This window comes from Streptomyces prunicolor NBRC 13075 (assembly GCF_000367365.1).
In the GTDB taxonomy this organism is placed as follows: domain Bacteria; phylum Actinomycetota; class Actinomycetes; order Streptomycetales; family Streptomycetaceae; genus Streptomyces; species Streptomyces prunicolor.
The window spans coordinates 78,247-98,632 of record NZ_BARF01000091.1 but is presented as its reverse complement, the minus strand read 5'-3'; the positions used below and the strand labels follow the sequence as shown (position 1 = coordinate 98,632).

At 70.3% G+C, this 20,386-nt stretch carries 22 protein-coding genes and 1 riboswitch; of the genes, 12 read left to right on the top strand and 10 right to left on the bottom strand.

Translation table 11 applies throughout. The annotated features are described in order from the left end of the window. The first annotated feature begins 55 nt into the window (after positions 1 to 55). The 5 genes from SPR02S_RS38545 (at position 56) to SPR02S_RS38525 (ending at position 4,361) form a co-directional block, all read left to right on the top strand. Positions 56 to 520: an SRPBCC family protein gene (locus SPR02S_RS38545; RefSeq protein WP_019062369.1), complete on the top strand. Its 465-nt coding sequence runs from the start codon at positions 56 to 58 to the stop codon at positions 518 to 520. Between the two features lie 224 nt (positions 521 to 744). Continuing rightward, positions 745 to 1,914, top strand: a complete 1,170-nt coding sequence (locus SPR02S_RS38540; protein WP_019062368.1) for an ArsA family ATPase — start codon at positions 745 to 747, stop codon at positions 1,912 to 1,914. A gap of 90 nt (positions 1,915 to 2,004) precedes the next feature. Continuing rightward, positions 2,005 to 2,490 (top strand): DUF5304 domain-containing protein, encoded by a 486-nt coding sequence (locus SPR02S_RS38535; protein ID WP_019062367.1) that lies wholly within the window; start codon positions 2,005 to 2,007, stop codon positions 2,488 to 2,490. A 54-nt stretch (positions 2,491 to 2,544) separates the two neighbouring features. Next, positions 2,545 to 3,498 carry an ROK family glucokinase gene (locus SPR02S_RS38530; protein WP_019062366.1) on the top strand — a complete coding sequence of 318 codons (954 nt, stop codon included), beginning with the start codon at positions 2,545 to 2,547 and terminating at the stop codon, positions 3,496 to 3,498. A gap of 113 nt (positions 3,499 to 3,611) precedes the next feature. Then, positions 3,612 to 4,361, top strand: a complete 750-nt coding sequence (locus SPR02S_RS38525) for an endonuclease/exonuclease/phosphatase family protein (protein WP_019062365.1) — start codon at positions 3,612 to 3,614, stop codon at positions 4,359 to 4,361. A 1-nt stretch (position 4,362) separates the two neighbouring features. Here SPR02S_RS38525 and SPR02S_RS38520 read toward each other — a convergent pair whose 3' ends face one another. Both SPR02S_RS38520 and SPR02S_RS38515 read right to left on the bottom strand, forming a co-directional pair. Continuing rightward, positions 4,363 to 4,989 carry a hypothetical protein gene (locus SPR02S_RS38520; protein WP_019062364.1) on the bottom strand — a complete coding sequence of 209 codons (627 nt, stop codon included), beginning with the start codon at positions 4,987 to 4,989 and terminating at the stop codon, positions 4,363 to 4,365. Further along, positions 4,982 to 5,794, bottom strand: coding sequence for an alpha/beta hydrolase (locus tag SPR02S_RS38515; RefSeq protein WP_019062363.1), 813 nt, complete (start codon positions 5,792 to 5,794; stop codon positions 4,982 to 4,984). The genes SPR02S_RS38520 and SPR02S_RS38515 overlap by 8 nt, the downstream gene beginning before the upstream one ends. A 192-nt stretch (positions 5,795 to 5,986) precedes the next feature. On the opposite strand from SPR02S_RS38515, the gene SPR02S_RS38510 reads away from it, so the two are divergent. The 4 genes from SPR02S_RS38510 to SPR02S_RS38495 all read left to right on the top strand — a co-directional run bounded on the left by SPR02S_RS38510 (position 5,987) and on the right by SPR02S_RS38495 (position 9,833). Continuing rightward, on the top strand, positions 5,987 to 6,733 hold the full coding sequence (locus SPR02S_RS38510; RefSeq protein ID WP_020684254.1) for a lysophospholipid acyltransferase family protein: 747 nt from the start codon (positions 5,987 to 5,989) through the stop codon (positions 6,731 to 6,733). A 31-nt stretch (positions 6,734 to 6,764) separates the two neighbouring features. After that, positions 6,765 to 7,985 carry a MacS family sensor histidine kinase gene (gene macS, locus SPR02S_RS38505; protein WP_019062361.1) on the top strand — a complete coding sequence of 407 codons (1,221 nt, stop codon included), beginning with the start codon at positions 6,765 to 6,767 and terminating at the stop codon, positions 7,983 to 7,985. Then, on the top strand, positions 7,982 to 8,659 hold the full coding sequence (locus SPR02S_RS38500; RefSeq protein ID WP_019062360.1) for a response regulator: 678 nt from the start codon (positions 7,982 to 7,984) through the stop codon (positions 8,657 to 8,659). The genes macS and SPR02S_RS38500 overlap by 4 nt, the downstream gene beginning before the upstream one ends. Positions 8,660 to 8,804: 145 nt before the next feature. Further along, positions 8,805 to 9,833 (top strand): 6-phosphofructokinase, encoded by a 1,029-nt coding sequence (locus tag SPR02S_RS38495; RefSeq protein WP_019062359.1) that lies wholly within the window; start codon positions 8,805 to 8,807, stop codon positions 9,831 to 9,833. 34 nt (positions 9,834 to 9,867) lie between these two features. On the opposite strand, the gene SPR02S_RS57290 is transcribed toward SPR02S_RS38495, so the two are convergent. After that, the gene (locus tag SPR02S_RS57290) at positions 9,868 to 11,763 is read right to left on the bottom strand and encodes a phenazine-specific anthranilate synthase component I (protein ID WP_019062358.1); all 1,896 of its coding nucleotides are present in this window, start codon (positions 11,761 to 11,763) and stop codon (positions 9,868 to 9,870) included. A 96-nt stretch (positions 11,764 to 11,859) separates the two neighbouring features. After that, positions 11,860 to 11,916: a trp operon leader peptide gene (locus tag SPR02S_RS66290; RefSeq protein ID WP_073735655.1), complete on the bottom strand. Its 57-nt coding sequence runs from the start codon at positions 11,914 to 11,916 to the stop codon at positions 11,860 to 11,862. A 96-nt stretch (positions 11,917 to 12,012) separates the two neighbouring features. On the opposite strand from SPR02S_RS66290, the gene SPR02S_RS38485 reads away from it, so the two are divergent. Together SPR02S_RS38485 and SPR02S_RS38480 are read left to right on the top strand one after the other, a co-directional pair. Then, a complete protein-coding gene (locus SPR02S_RS38485) occupies positions 12,013 to 13,365 on the top strand; it encodes a class II 3-deoxy-7-phosphoheptulonate synthase (protein ID WP_019062357.1) in 1,353 nt (450 codons plus the stop codon). Between the two features lie 152 nt (positions 13,366 to 13,517). Continuing rightward, positions 13,518 to 13,778, top strand: a complete 261-nt coding sequence (locus SPR02S_RS38480; protein ID WP_078623126.1) for a (2Fe-2S)-binding protein — start codon at positions 13,518 to 13,520, stop codon at positions 13,776 to 13,778. An 18-nt stretch (positions 13,779 to 13,796) separates the two neighbouring features. On the opposite strand, the gene bfr is transcribed toward SPR02S_RS38480, so the two are convergent. Then, the gene (gene bfr, locus SPR02S_RS38475) at positions 13,797 to 14,273 is read right to left on the bottom strand and encodes a bacterioferritin (RefSeq protein WP_019062355.1); all 477 of its coding nucleotides are present in this window, start codon (positions 14,271 to 14,273) and stop codon (positions 13,797 to 13,799) included. A 157-nt stretch (positions 14,274 to 14,430) separates the two neighbouring features. On the opposite strand from bfr, the gene SPR02S_RS38470 reads away from it, so the two are divergent. Next, complete coding sequence (locus tag SPR02S_RS38470) at positions 14,431 to 15,045, top strand: sulfite oxidase-like oxidoreductase (RefSeq protein WP_019062354.1); 615 nt, start codon at positions 14,431 to 14,433, stop codon at positions 15,043 to 15,045. Between the two features lie 11 nt (positions 15,046 to 15,056). Here SPR02S_RS38470 and SPR02S_RS38465 read toward each other — a convergent pair whose 3' ends face one another. The 5 genes from SPR02S_RS38465 to thiO form a co-directional block, all read right to left on the bottom strand. Continuing rightward, the gene (locus SPR02S_RS38465) at positions 15,057 to 15,971 is read right to left on the bottom strand and encodes a deoxyribonuclease IV (RefSeq protein ID WP_019062353.1); all 915 of its coding nucleotides are present in this window, start codon (positions 15,969 to 15,971) and stop codon (positions 15,057 to 15,059) included. Between the two features lie 34 nt (positions 15,972 to 16,005). Further along, complete coding sequence (pknB, locus tag SPR02S_RS38460) at positions 16,006 to 17,940, bottom strand: Stk1 family PASTA domain-containing Ser/Thr kinase (protein WP_026151235.1); 1,935 nt, start codon at positions 17,938 to 17,940, stop codon at positions 16,006 to 16,008. Positions 17,941 to 18,091: 151 nt separating this feature from the next. Further along, a complete protein-coding gene (locus tag SPR02S_RS38455) occupies positions 18,092 to 18,886 on the bottom strand; it encodes a thiazole synthase (protein WP_019062351.1) in 795 nt (264 codons plus the stop codon). A gap of 3 nt (positions 18,887 to 18,889) precedes the next feature. Then, positions 18,890 to 19,090 (bottom strand): sulfur carrier protein ThiS, encoded by a 201-nt coding sequence (gene thiS, locus SPR02S_RS38450; protein ID WP_019062350.1) that lies wholly within the window; start codon positions 19,088 to 19,090, stop codon positions 18,890 to 18,892. Then, positions 19,087 to 20,250, bottom strand: coding sequence for a glycine oxidase ThiO (gene thiO, locus SPR02S_RS38445; protein ID WP_019062349.1), 1,164 nt, complete (start codon positions 20,248 to 20,250; stop codon positions 19,087 to 19,089). Before thiO ends, thiS begins: the two co-directional genes overlap by 4 nt. Continuing rightward, positions 20,248 to 20,360: riboswitch (TPP riboswitch) on the bottom strand. (Overlaps the previous gene by 3 nt.) Positions 20,361 to 20,386: the final 26 nt, after the last annotated feature.

The following is a 20,386-nucleotide window of genomic DNA, read 5'->3' as shown; positions in this document are numbered from 1 at the left end:
GCACAAGCGCACGACGACGACGCCCTGCCGGTCCGCATCTGGAGGAGCCACAGCGATGGCGGAACACACCAGTTCGAGCATCACGATCGAGGCGGCACCGGCCGAAGTGATGGAAGTGATCGCCGACTTCGCCCGCTACCCGGACTGGACCGGTGAGGTGAAGGAGGCGGACGTCCTCAAGACCGACGAGCGGGGCCGCGCCGAACAGGTCCGGCTCGTCATGGACGCCGGCGCGATCAAGGACGACCAGGTCCTCGCGTACACCTGGACCGGCGACAACGAGGTCTCCTGGACCCTCGTCAAGTCCCAGATGCTGCGCTCCCTGGACGGCTCCTACCTCCTCAAGCCTTCAGGCGCGGGCGCCACGGAGGTCACCTACCTCCTCACGGTCGATGTCAAGATCCCGATGCTGGGCATGATCAAGCGCAAGGCCGAGAAGGTCATCATCGACCGGGCGTTGGCGGGGTTGAAGAAGCGGGTGGAGTCGGGGGAGCCGCCGGTGGAGACGGGCGAGAAGTAGGCGGGCCTTTTCGGCGCCGGCGGGCATTCTCTCCCGGTCCTTGCGGCGGGTTTCCGAGACGGGCCGGCACCATCCACCCCGTCCGGTGCCTTTCGAACGACGACCGGCATTACTCAGCCCGTCCGGCGTTTGAGGACGAGGCCCCTTCAGGGCCGACGGGGGTCCGGGGGCGGAGCCTCCGGCAACGGCGCCCAACCCCCACCGAGCGACTACCGTTCACTCATATGCGCACCCTCCTGATCACCGGCCCAGGCGGCAGCGGCCGAAGCACCATCGCCGCAGCCACCGCACAAGCCGCCGCAGGCACCGGCACCCGCACTCTCCTCCTCGGTGCCGACCGCAGCGACACCCTCGGCGCCGCCCTGGGCGTGGTCACGGGAGCGGCCCCCGTCGAAGCCGCCGAGAACCTCACGGCCTGGCGCCCCGACGCCACGGAATCCTTCCGCGCAGACCTCACCGCCTTCCAGGACCGCGCCTCCACCGCCCTCGAACTCCTCGGCGCGGCCCGCCTGGACGCGGAAGAGGTGACCCCCCTCCCCGGCGCCGAGGAACTGGCCCTCCTCCGAGCCCTCAGGGACGCGGCCCTGTCCGAGGCCTACGACCTCCTGGTCGTGGACCTCCCGCCCACCCCCCACGCGCTCGCCCTCCTCGCCCTCCCCGAAGAGCTCCGCCGCTACCTGCGCCGCCTCCTCCCAGCCGAGCGGCAAGCGGCCCGCGCCCTCCGCCCGGTTCTCGGTCGCCTCGCCGGCGTCCCGATGCCCTCGGAGTGGCTCTACGACACGGCCGGCCGCTGGGACGTCGAACTGGCCGCCGTGGAAGCGGTTCTCGCCGACCGCCACACCTCCGTACGACTGGTCGCCGAGCCCGGACCGGCCGGCGCCGACGCCGTTCGCGAGGCCGGCCTCGCACTCGCCCTGCGCGGTCTGCGCCCCGACGCGCTGGTCGCCAACCGGGTGCTGCCCGAGTCCGTCGAGGACACCTGGCTGGCCGGCCTCAATGCCCAGCAGCGCAAGACCCTGGACGAGTGGCAGGGGACGTACGAGGTCCGGCACGTCCCGCACCTCGGCCACGACCCGCGCGGCACCGACGACCTCACCGCGCTCGCGGTGCCCGGTGTCAACGCGGCGGGTTCCACGGTGGAGTGGCCCGTCACCGACCGGCTGGCCGAGGACGGCGTCCTGGTCTGGAGCATTGCCCTGCCCGGCGCGATACGGGACGAACTGGACCTGGTCCGCCGGGGCGACGAACTCGTTGTCACCGTCGGCCGGTTCCGCCGTATCGTGCCGCTGCCGTCGGCCCTGCGCCGCTGCACCGTGGCCGGCGCGGCCCTGCGCGAGGGCGAACTGCGCATCCGTTTCGCCCCCGACCCGGACCTGTGGCCGCAGGGAAGGTGACCGTGTCGGTATTTGTGGACGCGGAGACGATGAAGCACGTACGCCCATTCGGGTAACGTCGTAGAGACGAACCGTAGTCAGGAGTCCGTCATGAGCGAAGAGCTCCCCCCGTCAGAGGCCGGCAAGGAAGAGGCGCTCGACGAGGTGCGGGCGACCGACGCCGACGCCTGGGCGACGGCGGCCGCCGAAGATCTCGCGGCGGAGAAGGCCCGCCGCCGCACCCAGTACGGCCCGCCCCCGGGCTCGGCCGCCGAGGAACTGCGCAAGCTCGTCGACACCGTCGCGGACAAGCTGTCCGGCCTCCAGTCCCCGCTGCTCGGCCAGGTCGCGGGACCGGCCGCCCAGCAGGTGGTGAAGCAGGTCGTCCAGCAGGCCAAGGCAGCCGTCGAGCCCGTCATCGAACGCAACCCGGACGTCTTCGACCACCTCGCGGCGGCCGGAAACGAACTCCTCGCCGCGTACCGCTCAGCGGTCCAGGCCCAGGAACAACGCTGGACAGCACGGGACACCGAGTTGAAGGACCGCCGTGACCGGGGCGAGGACCCTGGTCCGGGGGAGCGCATCGACCTGGACTAGAAGCCCCTCGGGTACGGTGGGCCGTAGCGGGGCTCGACCGAAACTGAGGGATTCATGGGACTCACCATCGGCGTCGATATCGGCGGCACCAAGATCGCGGCCGGGGTTGTCGACGAGGAAGGCAACATCCTCTCGACCCACAAGGTGCCGACCCCGGGTACGGCCGAGGGCATCGTGGACGCCATCGCCGCCGCGGTCGACGGAGCACGCGCCGGGCACGAGATCGTCGGCGTGGGCATCGGTGCGGCCGGATACGTCAACCGTCAGCGCTCCACGGTCTACTTCGCGCCGAACATCGACTGGCGCCAGGAGCCGCTGAAGGAGAAGGTCGAGGCCCGCGTGGGCCTCCCCGTCGTCGTGGAGAACGACGCGAACGCCGCGGCCTGGGGCGAGTACAAGTTCGGCGCCGGCAAGGGCCACCGCAACGTCATCTGCATCACGCTCGGCACCGGCCTCGGCGGCGGCATCATCATCGGCAACAAGCTGCGCCGCGGACACTTCGGCGTGGCCGCCGAGTTCGGCCACATCCGCATGGTGCCGGACGGCCTGCTGTGCGGCTGCGGCTCACAGGGCTGCTGGGAGCAGTACGCCTCCGGCCGCGCCCTCGTCCGCTACGCCAAGCAGCGCGCCAACGCCACCCCCGAGGCCGCGGAGGTCCTGCTCTCCCTCGGCGACGGCAGCCCCGAGGGCATCGAGGGCAAGCACATCTCCATGGCCGCCCGCCAGGGCGACCCGGTCGCCGTCGACTCCTACCGCGAACTGGCCCGCTGGGCCGGCGCCGGCCTCGCCGACCTCGCCTCCCTCTTCGACCCCTCCGCCTTCATCGTCGGCGGCGGCCTCTCCGACGAGGGCGAACTGGTCCTCGACCCCATCCGCAAGTCCTACAAACGCTGGCTGGTGGGCGGCAACTGGCGCCCGGTCGCCGACGTGATCGCCGCCCAACTGGGCAACAAGGCGGGCATGGTGGGGGCAGCGGACCTGGCGAGGGAGCCGGACCCGATCATGTAACCCACCTTGCTTTCTGCTTTTAAGGGGCGCGGGGAACTGCGCGACCAGCCACGCACGACCGGCAGTCGCCCACGTACCTCGCGCCCCGAGCTGTCAGGCGTAGATTGATCCACATGGCGCCGCTCCCCAACTCCCGCACCGAACCCGACGGTTCAGCGATCATCCGCGTCCTGAGCTACAACATCCGCTCGATGCGCGACGACACAGCCGCCCTGGCCCGAGTCATCAAGGCCTGCGCCCCCGACCTCGTCCTGATCCAAGAGGCCCCCCTCTTCTTCCGCTGGCGCAAGAAGCTGGCCCGCCTCGCCCTGGCCTCAGGCCTGGTGGTCCTCTCCGGCGGAGGCACCGCAGCGGGCCCGGCGCTGTTGTGCTCACTCCGGGCAACGGTCGAGCGCACGGAGGACGTACTCCTGCCACTGACCCCCGGCCAACACCGACGCGGCTTCGCCACCGCGGTCGTACGGATCGGCGGCACTCGCCTGGGCGTCCTCAGCTGTCACCTCAGCCTCCGCCAGGACGAACGCTACGAACAGGGCGGCATGCTCCTCGACCGGCTGGCCGGCATGGGCGTGGACCACGTGATCGCGGGCGGCGACCTCAACGACCGCCCCGACGGCCGGACTTTCGAGCGCCTGGCCAAGAAACTCCAGGACTGCTGGGCCACCGCCCCCTGGGGCGACGAGAACACCTGGACCCCAGGCAACCCCTTCCAGCGCATCGACGCGATCTTCGCGACGCAGGGCATCGAGGTACTGGGCTGCGGGGTGCCGCTCGGGCTGCCCGGCGTCACGGAGGCAGACGTGAGGGCGGCCACCGACCACTTCCCGGTGCTGGCCGCCCTCAAGATCCCGGCAGTTCGCTAGGTCAGACGACCGCGCCCCGCCCCGGATCGTCCCCGTCCTCCTCATCCGTCCGCATCCGCATCACCAACGTGCCGAACCCGCCCAGGAACCCGCCGATCCCGATGGTCGCCAGCCACCAGGTCATGTCCCAGCTGAGCAGCACCGCCAGCAGCAGCAGGATCGGCCCGCCGATCACCCCGAGCCAGGCGAACTTGGCGGTCGTGTCGGCGTCCGGCAGCGGCGGCGGCTCCGGCGGTACGAAGTGGCCCTCGTCGTCCTCGTCGAAGTCCTCCTCGGAGGAGTCCGGCGAGGTGAAGTCACGGGGACCGCCGACACCGGGCGCGAAGGACACCGAACTGCCCAACGGCTTCGCGGGCGCCGGCGGTTCCTCGGCACCCTTGTCCTTGCCCGCGCCTTTGTCCTTGGCCTTGTTGCCCTTGTCCGGATCCTTGGCCTTCGGCTGCTCGTCGTTCTTCTCGGGATCGAGCAGCGCCAGGTCCTCGATCGACTTGAACGGCTTGGCGCCCGGCGGATCCTTGGGCTCCTCGCCGTACCCGGCGACGATCGCGGCCCACGCGGCCTCCTCGTCGAACGGGACGCCCTGCTCGTCCGGTTCGAGGCCCTCGCGGTCGGAGTCGTGCTCAGCCACCTGTGGCCGTCCCTTCCTGCTCGCTCACCCGGCCCGTGTCGGACACCTGCTTGCCGGCACTGGGTGCGAGCCGGCCGATGAACGCGAAGCTCTCCTCGAAAATCCGGTCCGCGTCGTGGTCCAACGTCGCGACGTGGTAGCTCTGTTCCAGCAGGATCTCCGTCACGTCGGTCGAGGAAACCCGACTGAGGACACGAGCCGAGTCGGCCGGCGGAACCACATGGTCCTGGGCGCTGTGCAGCAGCAGGAGCGGCTGGGTGACCTGCGGAAGCTCACGGTCGACCAGCCGGAAGAAGTTACGCAGGGAGTGCGCGGAGTGCAGCGGCACCTTGTCGTACCCGACCTCCTCGCTGCCCTCCTTCGCGATGTCGCTGGCGATACCGGGCGCCGTACGCACCAAGTGGCGGGCCACCGGAAGGGCGTACGCCGCGAGGCCGTGCACCTTGATACCGGGGTTGACGACCACGACACCGCTGATCTCGTCGCCGTGCTTCGCGGCCAGCCGCAGCGCCAGCGCGCCGCCCATGGACAGGCCCGCGACGAAGACCTGTGAGCAGCGCCCGCGCAGGGCGCGCAGCTCGCGGTCCACCTCCGCGTACCAGTCCTGCCAGCCGGTGAGCTGCATGTCCTCCCAGCGGGTGCCGTGCCCGGGCAGCAGCGGCAGCGACACGGTGAGGCCGCGCTCGGCCAGATGCTCCGCCCAGGGGCGCAGCGACTGCGGGGAACCGGTGAAGCCGTGGCAGAGGAGCACTCCGACCTCCCCGCCCTCGTGGCGGTACGGCTCGGCTCCGGGGAGGACCGGCACCTTCGGTCTCCTGTTCATGAGAAGGGCGTGGTGGTGAGACGCGTGTTCATGAGAGGGGTCTGAACAAGTCCAGGTGCGGTTAACCGTACGCGACCGCACTGACACCGACCAGGGTCGTCGGGTCCTTTGACAGTGCTCCGGGTTAAGGTCTGATCGACGGAAACGGGAGGCACTCGGTTGTTGTACGGCACGATGAAGGTCGCCATCGGGGGACCGCTGAAGGTCGCCTTCCGACCCTGGGTGGAGGGCATGGAGAACATTCCGGACGAGGGTGCCGCCATCCTGGCGAGCAACCACCTCTCGTTCTCGGACTCGTTCTTCCTGCCCGCGGTCCTGGACCGCAAGGTGACCTTCATCGCGAAGGCCGAGTACTTCACGACCCCCGGGGTGAAGGGCAAGCTGACGGCCGCGTTCTTCAAAGGCGCCGGCCAGCTTCCGGTGGACCGCTCCGGTGCGCGTGGGGCGGGCGAGGCCGCGATCAAGGCCGGGATCGACGTCCTGGAGCGCGGTGAGCTGTTCGGTATCTATCCGGAGGGCACGCGCTCCCCGGACGGGCGTCTGTACCGTGGCAAGCCCGGCGGCCTCGCGCGCGTGGCGCTCGCCACCGGCGCTCCGGTGATCCCGGTCGCGATGATCGACACGGAGAAGATCCAGCCGCCCGGCAAGGTCATGCCGAAGCTGATGCGGCCCGGCATCCGGATCGGCAAGCCGCTCGACTTCAGCCGGTACAACGGCATGGAGCACGACCGTTTCGTCCTCCGCGCGGTGACCGACGAGGTCATGTACGAGATCATGAAGCTCTCCGGCCAGGAGTACGTCGACATCTACGCGACCGCCGCCAAGCGGCAGATCGCGGAAGCGGCGAAGGCCGACAAGGAAGCGGACAAGGCGGCGAAGGCCGCACTCGCACAGACGGAGAAGGAGCAGACGAGCCCCTAGGTGGGCCGGTCTGTGTCGGGGGTAGGGGGCCATGGCCAAGCAGGTGCGCGTCGTCAGAATGTCCGTGGAACAGCCGCTGTGGCGTGCCCTGAGCGGCTACCGCGTGCTGACCATGCTGTACGCGATCGGGCTCTTCGCCTCCGCCTACGACGAGTTCGACCGTCCGGGCATCGCCATCGCCTTCTACGTCGTCCTGTTCGTGTGGACGCTCGCCACCCTGCCTCGGGTGCAGAGCGCGGTCGCCTGCACCAAGCGCTTCCTCGCCGTCGACCTCGCGATCGCGCTGACCGGCATCGTCCTCACCCCGCTCGCGGCCGACGACCACCACATCTCGGGCGGCGGCCCCACCCTGCCGTCGATATGGACCGCCGGTTCGGTCCTCGCCTACGCCATCAAGGGCGGCTGGCGCTGGGCCGCGTTCGCCTCCACACCGGTCGCCGCCGCCAACCTGATCGAGCGCGGCTCCCCGGCCCGCGACACCGTCCACAACGTGGTCCTCGTCTGGGTCGCCTCCATCGCCATCGGCTACGTCGTGGAGGTCGCCCGGGCCTCCGAGCGCACCCTTGCCCGCGCCCTGGAGATCGAGGCCACCACCCGGGAACGGGAGCGGCTCGCCCGGGACATCCACGACGGTGTCCTCCAGGTACTGGCGATGGTCCAGCGGCGCGGTGCCGTGCTCGGCGGCGAGGCGGGCGAGCTGGGCCGGATGGCGGGCGAACAGGAGATCGCGCTGCGCACCCTGGTCTCCGGCGCCCTGGTGCCCGTGTCCCGGGTCTCGCTGGACGCGGCGGAGGGCGCGGTCGTGAGAGCCGTAGAAGTGGAAGTGGACGAGGCCGACGACGGGCCGGTCGATCTGCGGGCGTTGCTCGCGCCGTATGCCGCCGCCAAGGTGAGTTTCGCCGAGCCGGGGGCTCCGGTGCCGTTGCCCGCGCCTGCCGCGAAGGAGTTGGCCGCCGCTGTCGGTGCCGCCCTGGACAATGTGCGCAGGCATGCCGGTGCGGACGCGCGGGCGTGGATCCTGGTCGAGGACGAACCCCGGGAGGTCGTGGTGACCGTGCGGGACGACGGGCCCGGGATTCCCGAGGGGCGGCTCGCGCAGGCCGAGGGGGAGGGGCGGCTCGGGGTCGCGCTGTCGATCCGGGGGCGGTTGCGGGACCTCGGGGGCAGCGCGGAGCTGGTCTCGATTCCCGGGCAGGGCACGGAAGTTGAGTTGAAAGTACCGAAAGCGCGGGGGAAGGCGGGAACACGATGAGTGAGCAGCGGGGCCCGATCAGGGTCATGGTGGTCGACGACCACCCGATGTGGCGCGACGCGGTCGCCCGCGACCTGGCCGAGTCCGGCTTCGACGTGGTCGCCACCGCCGGTGACGGCGAGCAGGCGGTACGTCGAGCGAAGGCCGCCGCCCCGGACGTCCTCGTCCTGGACCTGAACCTGCCGCAGATGCCCGGCGTCCAGGTCTGCAAGGAACTGGTGGGCGCCAACCCGGCGTTGCGTGTCCTCGTCCTCTCCGCGAGCGGCGAGCACGCCGACGTCCTGGAGGCGGTGAAGTCCGGCGCGACCGGCTATCTGCTCAAGTCGGCTTCCACGGAAGAGCTGTTGGACGCGGTGCGGCGCACGGCGGTCGGCGACCCGGTGTTCACCCCGGGCCTCGCCGGACTGGTCCTCGGTGAGTACCGCCGCCTGGCCTCCGACCCGGCACCGGTCACCGACGGCGACCGGCCCAAGGCACCCCAACTCACCGACCGCGAGACCGAAGTGCTGCGCCTGGTCGCCAAGGGCCTGAGCTACAAGCAGATCGCCGAACGCCTGGTCATCTCGCACCGCACGGTCCAGAACCACGTCCAAAACACCCTGGGCAAGCTCCAGTTGCACAACCGGGTGGAGCTGGTCCGGTACGCCATAGAGCGCGGCCTCGACGACGCGTAGACGCACGAGTTGATCCGATGCGTAGATCAACTCCCGGACAATTCAACGGAATTGATCTCGGAATTGACCTTCCCGCCCATCCCTCTGTGACCTGGATCACCATTAGCGTGGCTCTCACAGGAAACCGCGGCGAAGGGATATTTCCATGCGCGTCGGAGTACTGACCGGAGGCGGCGACTGCCCCGGACTCAACGCCGTCATCCGGGGCATCGTCCGCAAGGGCGTGCAGGAGTACGGCTACGGCTTCGTCGGCTACCGGGACGGCTGGCGAGGCCCACTCGAAGGCGACACCGTCCGGCTCGACATCCCCGCGGTGCGCGGCATCCTGCCCCGCGGCGGCACCATCCTCGGCTCCTCCCGCACCAACCCGCTGAAGCTGGAGAACGGCATCAGCCGGATCAAGGCCAACCTCGCCGCGCAGGAGGTCGACGCGCTCATCGTGATCGGCGGCGAGGACACCCTGGGCGTGGCCGCGCGGCTCTCGGACGAGTACGGCGTGCCATGCGTCGGCGTACCGAAGACCATCGACAACGACCTGTCCGCCACCGACTACACCTTCGGCTTCGACACCGCCGTGGGCATCGCCACCGAGGCGATCGACCGGCTGCACACCACGGCCGAGTCGCACATGCGGGTCCTCGTCTGCGAGGTGATGGGCCGGCACGCGGGCTGGATCGCCATCCACTCCGGACTCGCGGGCGGCGCCAACGTCATCCTCATCCCCGAGCAGCGCTTCGACGTCGAGCAGGTGTGCGGCTGGATCACCTCGCGCTTCAAGGCGTCGTACGCCCCGATCGTGGTCGTCGCGGAGGGGGCCATGCCCAAGGACGGCGACGTCGTGCTGAAGGACGGGACCCTCGACTCCTACGGGCACGTCCGGCTGTCCGGCGTCGGCGAGTGGCTGGCCAAGGAGATCGAGAAGCGCACCGGCAAGGAGGCCCGCACCACCGTCCTCGGCCACATCCAGCGCGGCGGCACACCCAGCGCCTTCGACCGCTGGCTCGCCACCCGCTTCGGCCTGCACGCCATCGAGGCCGTCCGCGACGGCGACTTCGGCAAGATGGTCGCCCTGCGCGGCACGGACATCATCCGGGTACCGATCGCGGAGGCCACGGCCCAACTGAAGACGGTCGACCCGAAGTTGTACGAGGAGGTCGGGGTGTTCTTCGGCTGAGCCGTGGCCGCACTCCGGGCGTCGGCCGGGCAGCTCAGCCCGTCCGGCGCTCCACCGGCTTCGACAACACCGACCTTGCGCTCGTCCCGCGCAACTGACCCACCAACTCCCGTACGACAACTGCCCCGTTGAGCGTCAGGACGGACTCCGGGTGGAACTGGACCCCGGCGAACCCGGGCCCCCGCAGTGCGTGCACTTCCCCACTCGCGCTCCGGCTCAACTCCACACCATGGGCGGCCAGTTCAGCGGCGGCCTCGTCGTCACACCGCGCCACGAAGCTGTTGTAGAAGCCGACGATCTCCTCCCTCCCGAACAGGTCGATCGCCGTCTGCGCCCCCTGGTACGGAACCTCCTTCCGTACGATCTCCAGCCCCAGCTCCGCCGCGATCAGCTCGTGCCCGAGGCACACGCCGAGGACACCGTGCCGGTTCGCCCGGACGAGCTCGGTGGTCAGCGTTCGCAGGAAGCGCATCTTCGGGTCGGCCGCGTCGGAGGGGTCGCCCGGCCCCGGTCCCAGCACCACCGGGCCCTCGTGCGCGAGCGCCGCCTCCCGCAGCCCCTCCTCGTCGTACCGCCGCACGGTCACCTCAAGGCCGCTCGACCGCAGCACATGCGCCAGCATCGCCGTGAAGGTGTCCTCCCCGTCGACGACCAGCGCGTGCCCGGTCAGTTCCTCGGACCGCTCCTGCATCCGCAGCCAGAACGGGGCGAGCGAGGACCGGCGCCCGTCGAGCGCGGCACGCACACGCGGGTCGTCGGCCAGCCGGGGGCGCGTGCTCTCGTCACGCGGCCGGGACGGTCGTACGCCGAGAGCCGCCAGGACCCCCGCCGCCTTCGCGTGGGTCTCCGCGACCTCGCTCGCCGGGTTCGAACCGCGGACCAGGGTGGCACCGACCGGTACCCGCAGCCGGCCGGACGGGTCGATGTCGGCGGTGCGGATGAGGATGGGGGAGTCGAGGGTCTGGGCGCCGCCGGAGTCGCGGCCGAGCAGCGCCAGCGCACCGGCGTAGTAGCCGCGCCCGCCGACCTCGTGCCGCTCGATGACCCGGCAGGCGTTCTGCACGGGCGAGCCGGTGACGGTCGCCGCGAACATCGTCTCCTTCAGGACCTCGCGCACGTCCAGCGAGGAACGGCCGCGCAACTCGTACTCGGTGTGCGCGAGATGGGCCATCTCGCTCAGCCGCGGTCCGATCACGACCCCGCCCATGTCGCCGACCGTGCACATCATCTTGAGCTCCTCGTCGACGACCATCGACAGCTCCTCGATCTCCTTGCCGTCGGCGAGGAAGGTCAGGAGGTGCTCGGGCGTCGGCCCTTCGGCGGGATAGCGGTACGTCCCGCTGATCGGGTTCATCACGACGGTCCCGCCGGACATCCGGACGTGTACCTCGGGGCTCGCGCCCACGAGCGTCCGCTCGCCCGTGTGCACGACGAACGTCCAGTACGCGCCCCGCTCCCCGACCAGCAGCCGCCGGAACAACGCCAGCGCCTCGGCCCTGCCGTACCCCGGGATCTCCCCCTCGTACGTCCGCCGGATGACGAAGTTGGCGCCCTCGCCCCGCCCGATCTCCTCCCGCAGCACGCGCCCGACGATCTCGCCGTAGGCCTCGTCGTCCACGTCGAAGCCACCGCCCTCGACCCGGACCTCGTGCGCGGGCAGCTGTTCCAGGGCGTCGGCGAGCGGGATCTCGTACGACTCCTCGGGGGTGAGGAAGGTCAGCGGGGTGCCGTCGTCGCGGACGTCGAAGCCGCGTTCGCGGATCTGGCGGTAGGGGATCAGGGCCAGGCCCTCGGCCGGGAGGTCGGCGAGGCGGTCGTAGGAGGCGACCGGGCCGAGCATGACCTCGATCACGTCGTGGTCGTGGCCCGGGGTGCGACGGCGCAGCAGGGCGAACGGGCGGGGATCGCGGAGCAGGTCGTCCAGATGCATGGGTCCTTGGTTCCTTCTCGTGGAGAGGAACGGACCCCGGACACACCGAAGGCCGCCCCTCGGGCGGCCTTCGCGGAGTACTGGGAGTACGCGCAGTCAGTGGGCCGCCGGATGAGCGGTCCACCACCAGTTACGGGTCGAATGCGCGAACATGGAGGGCACCCTACCCCACGCACACCTGAGCGTGTGGGTGTCTCACCTGTCGAGCCGCGCGAAAATAGCTCGACACGACCCCGTAATGTTGAGGGCGTGACCGTGAACGCTAAGACCAGCGCCAGCGCTGGCAACACCTGGCGAGACCTGCCCGCGGCGCAGCAGCCCGAGTACCCCGACACCGAGGCTCTGCGCGCAGTGATCGCGGACCTCGAGTCGTATCCGCCGCTCGTCTTCGCGGGCGAGTGCGACCAGCTGCGCGCCCGGTTGGCGGCCGTCGCCAAGGGAGAGGCGTTCCTCCTCCAGGGCGGCGACTGCGCCGAGGCCTTCGACGCGGTGTCCGCCGACCACATCCGCAACAAGCTGAAGACCCTGCTCCAGATGGGCGCCGTGCTGACGTACGCCGCCTCGGTGCCGGTGGTGAAGGTCGGCCGTATCGCCGGCCAGTACTCCAAGCCGCGCTCCAAGGGCACCGAGACCCGTGACGGCGTGACCCTGCCGACGTACCGCGGCGACTCGGTCAACGGCTTCGCCTTCGACGAGAAGTCCCGCATCCCGGACCCCGAGCGCCTGAAGCGGATGTACAACGCGTCCGCGTCCACGCTCAACCTGGTCCGCGCCTTCACCACCGGCGGTTACGCGGACCTGCGCCAGGTGCACGCCTGGAACCAGGACTTCGTGAAGTCGTCCCCCTCCGGCCAGCGCTACGAGCAGCTCGCGCGCGAGATCGACAGCGCGCTGAACTTCATGCGGGCCTGCGGGACGGACCCGGAGGAGTTCAAGACCGTCGAGTTCTACTCCTCGCACGAGGCGCTGCTGCTGGACTACGAGTCGGCCCTGACCCGGGTCGACTCCCGCACCGGCAGGCTCTACGACGTCTCCGCGCACATGGTGTGGATCGGCGAGCGCACCCGTCAACTGGACGGCGCGCACATCGAGTTCGCCTCCCGGATCCGCAACCCGATCGGCATCAAGCTGGGCCCGACGACGACCGCCGAGGACGCGCTCCAGTACATCGAGCGCCTCGACCCGGACCGCGAGCCCGGCCGCCTCACCTTCATCGTGCGGATGGGCGCGGACAAGGTCCGCGACAAGCTGCCCGAGCTGGTCGAGAAGGTCACCGCGTCCGGTGCGACCGTGGCATGGATCACCGACCCGATGCACGGCAACACGTACGAGGCGGCCTCCGGTCACAAGACCCGCCGCTTCGACGACGTGCTGGATGAGGTGAAGGGCTTCTTCGAGGTCCACAAGGGCCTCGGCACCCACCCGGGCGGCATCCACGTCGAGCTCACCGGCGACGATGTCACCGAGTGCGTGGGCGGCGGCGACGAGATCTTCGTCGACGATCTGCACCAGCGCTACGAGACGGCCTGCGACCCGCGCCTCAACCGCAGTCAGTCGCTTGACCTGGCCTTCCTCGTCGCCGAGATGTACAGGGACCAGTAACCGTTTCACCTGTTACAGCAGTGTGCCGTGGGGCGGGGATCACATACGATCCCCGCCCCACGGCACTTTTACAGCTCCTGCGCGGCGGGTAAGGTTAGGTTAGCCTCACCGATTATCGGGATGGCGCGACGACCTTCGATCCCGCCCGGGAGGTGACCCGCGTGTATGTCTGCAACTGCTTCGGTGTGACCGAGGCGCAGGTCGCGAAGCACGCTGAGGGCGGTGCCTGCACCCCCCGGCAGATAGCGTCGGCCTGCAAGGCGGGCACCGACTGCGGGTCGTGCGTACGCCGTATCCAGGCCCTGCTGGGCCGGGGCGCCTGCCCGCGCCGCGAGGCGGCCGACCAGGGCGAGTCGATACTCACCGAGCTGACCGGAGTGGCCGCGATGGCCGATCTGGAAGACGCTGCCTAGCGGGCTCCGGCCGGGGCTCTAGCTGGGCTGCTCGATCTGCTGCGCGATGTAGAGCGCCTCGCCGAGCTGCTCGATCAGCTGCAGCTGCGTGTCGAGGTAGTCGATGTGGTGCTCCTCGTCCTCGAGGATGTCCTCGAAGATGTTGGCCGACGTGATGTCGCCCTTCGTGCGCATCACCTCGATACCGCGCTTGAGGCGGTCGATCGCCTCGACCTCCACCTGCCGGTCCGCCTGGAACATCTCGGTGACCGTCTGGCCGACCCGGACGTGGAACAGCCGCTGGTAGTTCGGCAGACCGTCGAGCATCAGGATGCGCTCGGTGATCTTGTCCGCGTGCTTCATCTCATCGATGGACTCTTCACGCGTGTACTTGGCGAGCTTGGTCCAACCGTTGTTGTCCTGGATGCGGTAGTGCAGCCAGTACTGGTTGATCGCGGTCAGCTCACCGGTGAGCTGCTCGTTCAGGAACTCGAGGACCTCGGGGTCGCCCTGCATCGCAGAGGCTCCTTCCAAAAACGGGGGAACTGGCGGGTGCGCCGCATGATTGCACCGGCGCGAAGACGTCGTCCAGTAAGTGCATGCTTAGTAGGAGTTGCCCGAATCCGTCCAGAGCCGGTCATGTGCACCACCCCCGGTCTGTCAGGATGGAGTCATGGGTCAGAGAGGGGTCGAACAGTCCGAGCTGCCACCGGGCCAGCGGCTCCAGCGCGGCTGGCCGGTCACGCACTACGGCCCCGTGCCCAAGTTCCGCCCCGAACGCTGGGAGTTCAGGGTCTTCGGCGCCACCGCCGACGGCGACAAGCACTGCTGGAACCACGAAGAGTTCACGGCCCTGCCCTACGACTCCGTAGTGGCCGATCTGCACTGCGTCACGAAGTTCAGCATGCTCGGCGCCGAATGGGGCGGCATCCCCGCCCGCACGATCCTGGAGACCGCCCCGCCCGCACCCGCCGTCACCCATGTCATGGTCTGGGCGGAGTACGGCTTCAGCGCCAACCTCCGGCTCGCCGACTTCGCGGCCGACGGCACCATCTTCGCCACCCACAAGGACGGCGAACTCCTCACCGCGGAACACGGCTTCCCGCTCCGCCTGGTCGTCCCCCACCTGTACGCCTGGAAGGGCCCGAAGTGGGTCCGGGGCGTCGAGTACATGACGGCGGACCGGCGGGGATTCTGGGAGGAGCGCGGGTATCACAACGTGGGTGATCCCTGGCAGGAGCAGCGGTACTCGTACCAGGAAGGGTCCGGCGAGGGTCCCGAGCTGTGAGTCTCTGAGGGCTACGCGTCCCTGAGCTTCTTCAGCCGCTCCACATCCGCCGCGTGCCCTTCCTTGCCGCCGGGCGTCTCGATGATCAGCGGTACGCCCGCGGTCGCCGGGTGGGTCATCAGGGCACGGAACGGGTCCTCGCCGATATGGCCGGAGCCGATGTTCTCGTGCCGGTCCTTGTGGGCGCCGACGACGTCCTTGGAGTCGTTGGCGTGGATCAGTTTCAGCCGTCCCTCGCCGACCGTGTCCACCAGCAGATCGAGGGTCTGGTGCATACCGCTCGGGCCGGTCAGGTCGTGCCCCGCGGCGAAGATGTGGCAGGTGTCCAGGCACACGCCCAGCTTCGGATGGGCGTCCAGCGCCTCGAAGTACGGCCCGAAGTCCCAGGTCCGGGAGCACAGGGACGAGCCCTGCCCGGCCGTCGACTCCAGGAGCAGGAACGGGTCGTCGTCGTGGGTCAACTCGTCCAGCAGCGGCAGCAGATGCTCCCGCACCTGGGCCAGCGCCACGGCCCGTTCCCGACCGCCCGTCGCGCTCCCGGTGTGCACGACGACACCGAGCGCGCCGATCTCCCGCCCGCGCCGCAGCGAGTGCCGTAGCGAATCAACGGACTTCTCCACGGTGGCCTCGGTGTGCGAGCCGAAGTTGATCAGGTACGGGGCGTGCACGTACGCCGGGATCGACTCGGCCTCGCAGACCGCGCGGAACTCCTCGTCCTGACGCGGGTTCCCGACCGGTGTGGCCCAGCCCCGCGGGTTGGCGACGAAGACCTGCACGGTCTCGGCGGCCAGCTCACGGGCGTAGGACAGGCCCACGGAGTGGAGACCGCCGGCGACCGGGACATGGCCGCCGACGGGGTTGCGGGAAGGGAACTCAGGGGCGCCGGAAGGGAATCCGGGGGCGCTGGAAGGGGACTCGCTGCTCACCCGTCCAGGGTGTCACGCGCGCGTGCCGCCCCCGTCACCGGATGGTGATCGTGATCGTCGACCCCTTGGCGGCCTGTTCGCCCGCGTCCACGGACTGGCTCTTCACGGTGTCGCCGAACAGACCCAGGATGCCCCGGTCCTCCTTGACCTTGAAGCCGGACTGCTCAAGGAGCTTCGTCGCGGCGTCGACGCTCGCGCCGACCACGCTCGGGACCTCGACCAGCTCCGGGCCCTTGGACAGCGTCAGCGTCACCGTGTCGCCCTCGGCGGCCTGGCTGTCGCCGGCCGGGGTCTGCTGGGCGACCTGACCCGCGTCGTACTCCGAGGTGATCTCGGTGTCCGACACCGTGACCTTGAGGCCGGCCTCCTGGAGGTCGGACTTCGCGTCGTCCAGGTCCTCACCGGTGACGTCGGGCACGTCGACCGCGCTGCCCTTGCTGACGGTCATGGCGATCGCCGAGCCCGCGTGGCGCTCGGTGCCCGCCTCGGGGTCGGTGCTGATCACGAAGCCCTTGGGGACGTCGTCGCTGAACTCCCTGGTGACCATGCCGGCCGCCAGCCCGTCCTGCTTCAGCAGGGTCTGCGCCTTGGCCAGGCGGGTGCCCGTCAGGTCGGGGACCTTCACGGTCTCCGGGCCGTCCGAGATGGTCAGGGCCACCGAGTCGTTGTCCCGGATGCGGGCGCCGGACACCGGGTCGGTGCTGATGACCGTGCCGCGCTTCACGGTGTCGCTGTACGCGTGGTCGACCTTCTTGACGTCGAGACCGGCATCCTTCAGCCGCTCCTTCGCCTGCGCCTCGGTCTTCGCCAGCAGCGGCGGGACCTTGGTGAACTGGCCGGAGTTGATGTACCAGACGCCCGCCCCGACCCCGACGATCAGCAGCAGGGCGGCGACGATCGCCAGCAGCCCGCGCCGGGGCCGCCGCGCCTCGCGCCGCCGGGGCGGCAGCGGCGGCCCGCTCTCGAACCGGCTGGTCCGGTTGAACGGGGCGCCGGGCTCGTCGTCCTCGCTGACCGGCAGCGGACGCGGCACGGTCAGCGAGCGCGGGATCACACTCGTACGGTTCTCGGCGTTGGGATACTCCGAGGTCAGCGCCTGCGGCGGCACCGCGTCCAGCTGCTCGGTGCTCAGCCCCGACCGCGCCTCGCGGACCATCCCGAACAGCGCGACCGCGTCGTACGGCCGCAGGTCCGGGGTGCGCGCGGTGGCGGTGGCGACCAGCTCGTCCAGCTCGTACGCCAGCCCCGGCACGAGCGCCGAGGGCGGCGGGACGTCCTCGTGCAGGTGCTTGTAGAGCACGATCGCGGCGGAGTCGCCGTCGTGCGGCTTCTGGCCGGTGAGCATCTCGTAGAGGACGACACCGCACGCGTACACGTCGACCCGGGGGTCGGCGGTGCTGCCCTCGATCTGCTCCGGCGCGAGATACGACACCGTGCCGAGCACGGCTCCCGTGGTGCTGGTGTTCGTGTCGACGGACCTGACCAGCCCGAAGTCGGCGACCTTGACCCGGCCGTCGTCCCCTATGAGCACGTTCTCCGGCTTCATGTCCCGGTGCACGAACCCGGCCCGGTGCGCGGCACCGAGCGCGGCCAGCACCGGCTCCATGATGTCGAGGGCGGCCCGCGGCTGGAGCGCCCCGCGCTCGCGCAGCACGTCCCGCAGGGTGCAGCCGGCGACGTACTCCATGGCCAGATAGACGTACGACCGGTCGGCGCCCTGGTCGAAGACCTGCACCACGTTCGGATGCGCCAGCCGCGCCACGGACTTCGCCTCGCGGATGAACCGGTCCACGAAGTGGGCGTCGGCCGCCAGCGTCGGGTGCATCACCTTGAGCGCGAGAACCCGGTCCAGGCGGGTGTCCACGGCCCGGTAGACCGTGGCCATCCCGCCGACGGCGATCCGCGCGTCGACGCGATAGCGGCCGTCGAGCAACTGCCCGACGAGAGGGTCATGAAGGGTCGTATCCACGCAGGTGAGTGTACGAGCCAAGGCTGACAGCACGGCGTTTTCGGCCGGTTTCGGGGCGGTACTGAAGCCGACCTGTGACGGATACCTCATGGTGGGGCGGGTATCCGGGGCCGGGCTGTGCGGTTCGGCGGGTGGTGCGTGGGCGGGAGATTCAGAAGGCGGGGCGTTCCGGGTCCAGGCAGGCCACGCCGGTTGTCGGGGAAGACGCCTCGGCGAAGTACCTACGGGGGATACGCCCCGCCCGGAACGCCAACCTCCCCGCTTCCACCGCGCTCCGCATCGCCGACGCCATCAACACCGGTTCCTGCGCCCGCGTCACCGCTGAGGCAAGCATCACACCGGCACACCCCAGCTCCATCGCGAACGCGGCGTCGGAAGCCGTACCGGCCCCCGCGTCCAGAATCACCGGCACACGCGCGTGCTCGGTGATCAGCTGGAAGTTGTGCGGGTTGCGAATCCCGAGCCCGGATCCGATCGGCGACCCGAGCGGCATGATCGCCGCACACCCGACGTCCTCCAGCTTCCGCGCCAGCACAGGATCGTCGTTCGTGTAAGGCAGCACCGTGAATCCGTCGTCGACCAACGTCTCTGCGGCATCGAGCAGCTCGATCGGATCGGGCAGCAACGTGCGCTCGTCCGCGATCACTTCAAGTTTGATCAGTGGGGTCCCCAGAGCCTCTCGCGCCAGTCGCGCCGTCAGCACCGCCTCGCCCGCCGTGAAGCACCCCGCGGTGTTGGGCAGCACCCGGATACCGAGCCGCTCCAGGACGGACAGCACCGAACCGTGCACGGAAGCGTTTACGCGCCGCATCGCGACCGTCGTGAGTTCCGTCCCGGAGGCCACCAGCGCGCGCTCCAGGACGTCGAGGCTGGGCGCACCACCGGTGCCCATGATCAGCCGGGACGTGAAGGACGTACCACCGAGGACGAAGGGGTCGTCGGCCATGGGTCAGCCTCCTTGGACGGCGGTGAGGACCTCGACGCGGTCTCCCTCGGAGAGGGAGGTCGACGGCCACTCCGCGCGCGGGACGACGGTTTCGTTGAGGGCGGCGGCCACACCGGAGGGGGCCGGGGTCAGGGCACGCACCAGGGTGTCGAGAGCCGTGCCGGGAGCGATCTCCCGGGGCTCCCCGTTGACGGAGACGTTCATACGGACTGCTCCACGAGTGCTCCGGCGCCGAACCGCTTCGGCGTGAACGGGCGTGCCTCGTCCGGGAGTTCACCGGTGCTGAGCGCGTGCGCCAGGGCATCGCCGGTGACCGGAGTGAGCAGCACGCCGTTGCGGTAGTGCCCGGTGGCCAGCAGCAGGCCCGGCAGGGCGGTCGGGCCGAGCAGCGGCGCGTTGTCGGGGGACCCGGGGCGCAGTCCGGCCCGGGTCTCGGTGAGCGGGAGTTCGGTGATCCCGGGGACCAACTCGTGGGCGTCGCGGAGGAGTTCGTAGACACCGCCGGCCGTCACGGTCGTGTCCCAGCCCAGTTCCTCACTGGTCGCGCCGACGACCAGTTCGCCGTTCTCGCGCGGCACCAGGTAGACGTGGCTGCCGCGCACCACGGCCCGCACGGTCCGGTTCAGGAACGGCGCGTGACGCTCCGGCACGGTCAGCCGCAACACCTGGCCCTTCACGGGCCGTACGGGCGGCAGGACGTCGTCAGGGACGCCCTTCAGCTGCCCGCTGAGGCTGCCGCCCGCGAGGACGACCTGGCCCGCGCCCAGCACCTCGCCCTCGCGCGTGAGGACCCCCGTGGCGCGGTCCCGCTCGACCGTGAGCCGCTCGGCCCACGTCCGGTGGAGGACGACCCCGGCGCGCTCGCAGGCGGCCACCAGCGCCCCCGCAAGCCGCCTCGGGTCCACCTGATGGTCCCCGTCGACCCTGAGCCCCCCGCGCACACCCGGCGCGAGCATCGGCTCCAGGCGCCGGCACTCGCGCCCGGACAGCCACTCGGAGTCGAGCCCCGACTGGTGCTGCAGGGCGTGCAGTTCGCGCAGATGGGCGCGGTCGTCGGCGTCCAGGGCGACGGCGAGCGTGCCGCAGCGCCGGTAGCCGAGGTCGAGGCCGGTGAGGTCGGTCAGCTCGGCCGCGAAGTCCGGGTAGCGCTGCGCCGAGGCGAGGTTGAGGGCGAGCAGGGTCTGTTCGCCGTAGTGGAGCTCGGTGACGGCGGCCAGCATCCCGGCGGCCACCTGGGCGGCCCCGCCGCCCGGCTCCGGGTCCAACACGGCCGTGGAGAAGCCGCGTTGGGCCGCGCGCCAGGCTGTGACCAGGCCGATGATTCCGCCCCCGACGACGAGGACGTCTGACGTACGTGTAGGCATGGGCGTCCAGCCCCTCCCTTCGCCGGCATGACCCGGATCAGGTTCGTACGGTCGGAGGCCGGCCAGCCTCCCTCTCAGCCCGGTGCGTCCGGACTCCCGCGAGTGCTTGTACGTTGGCCACCCTAGCCCGTACCCC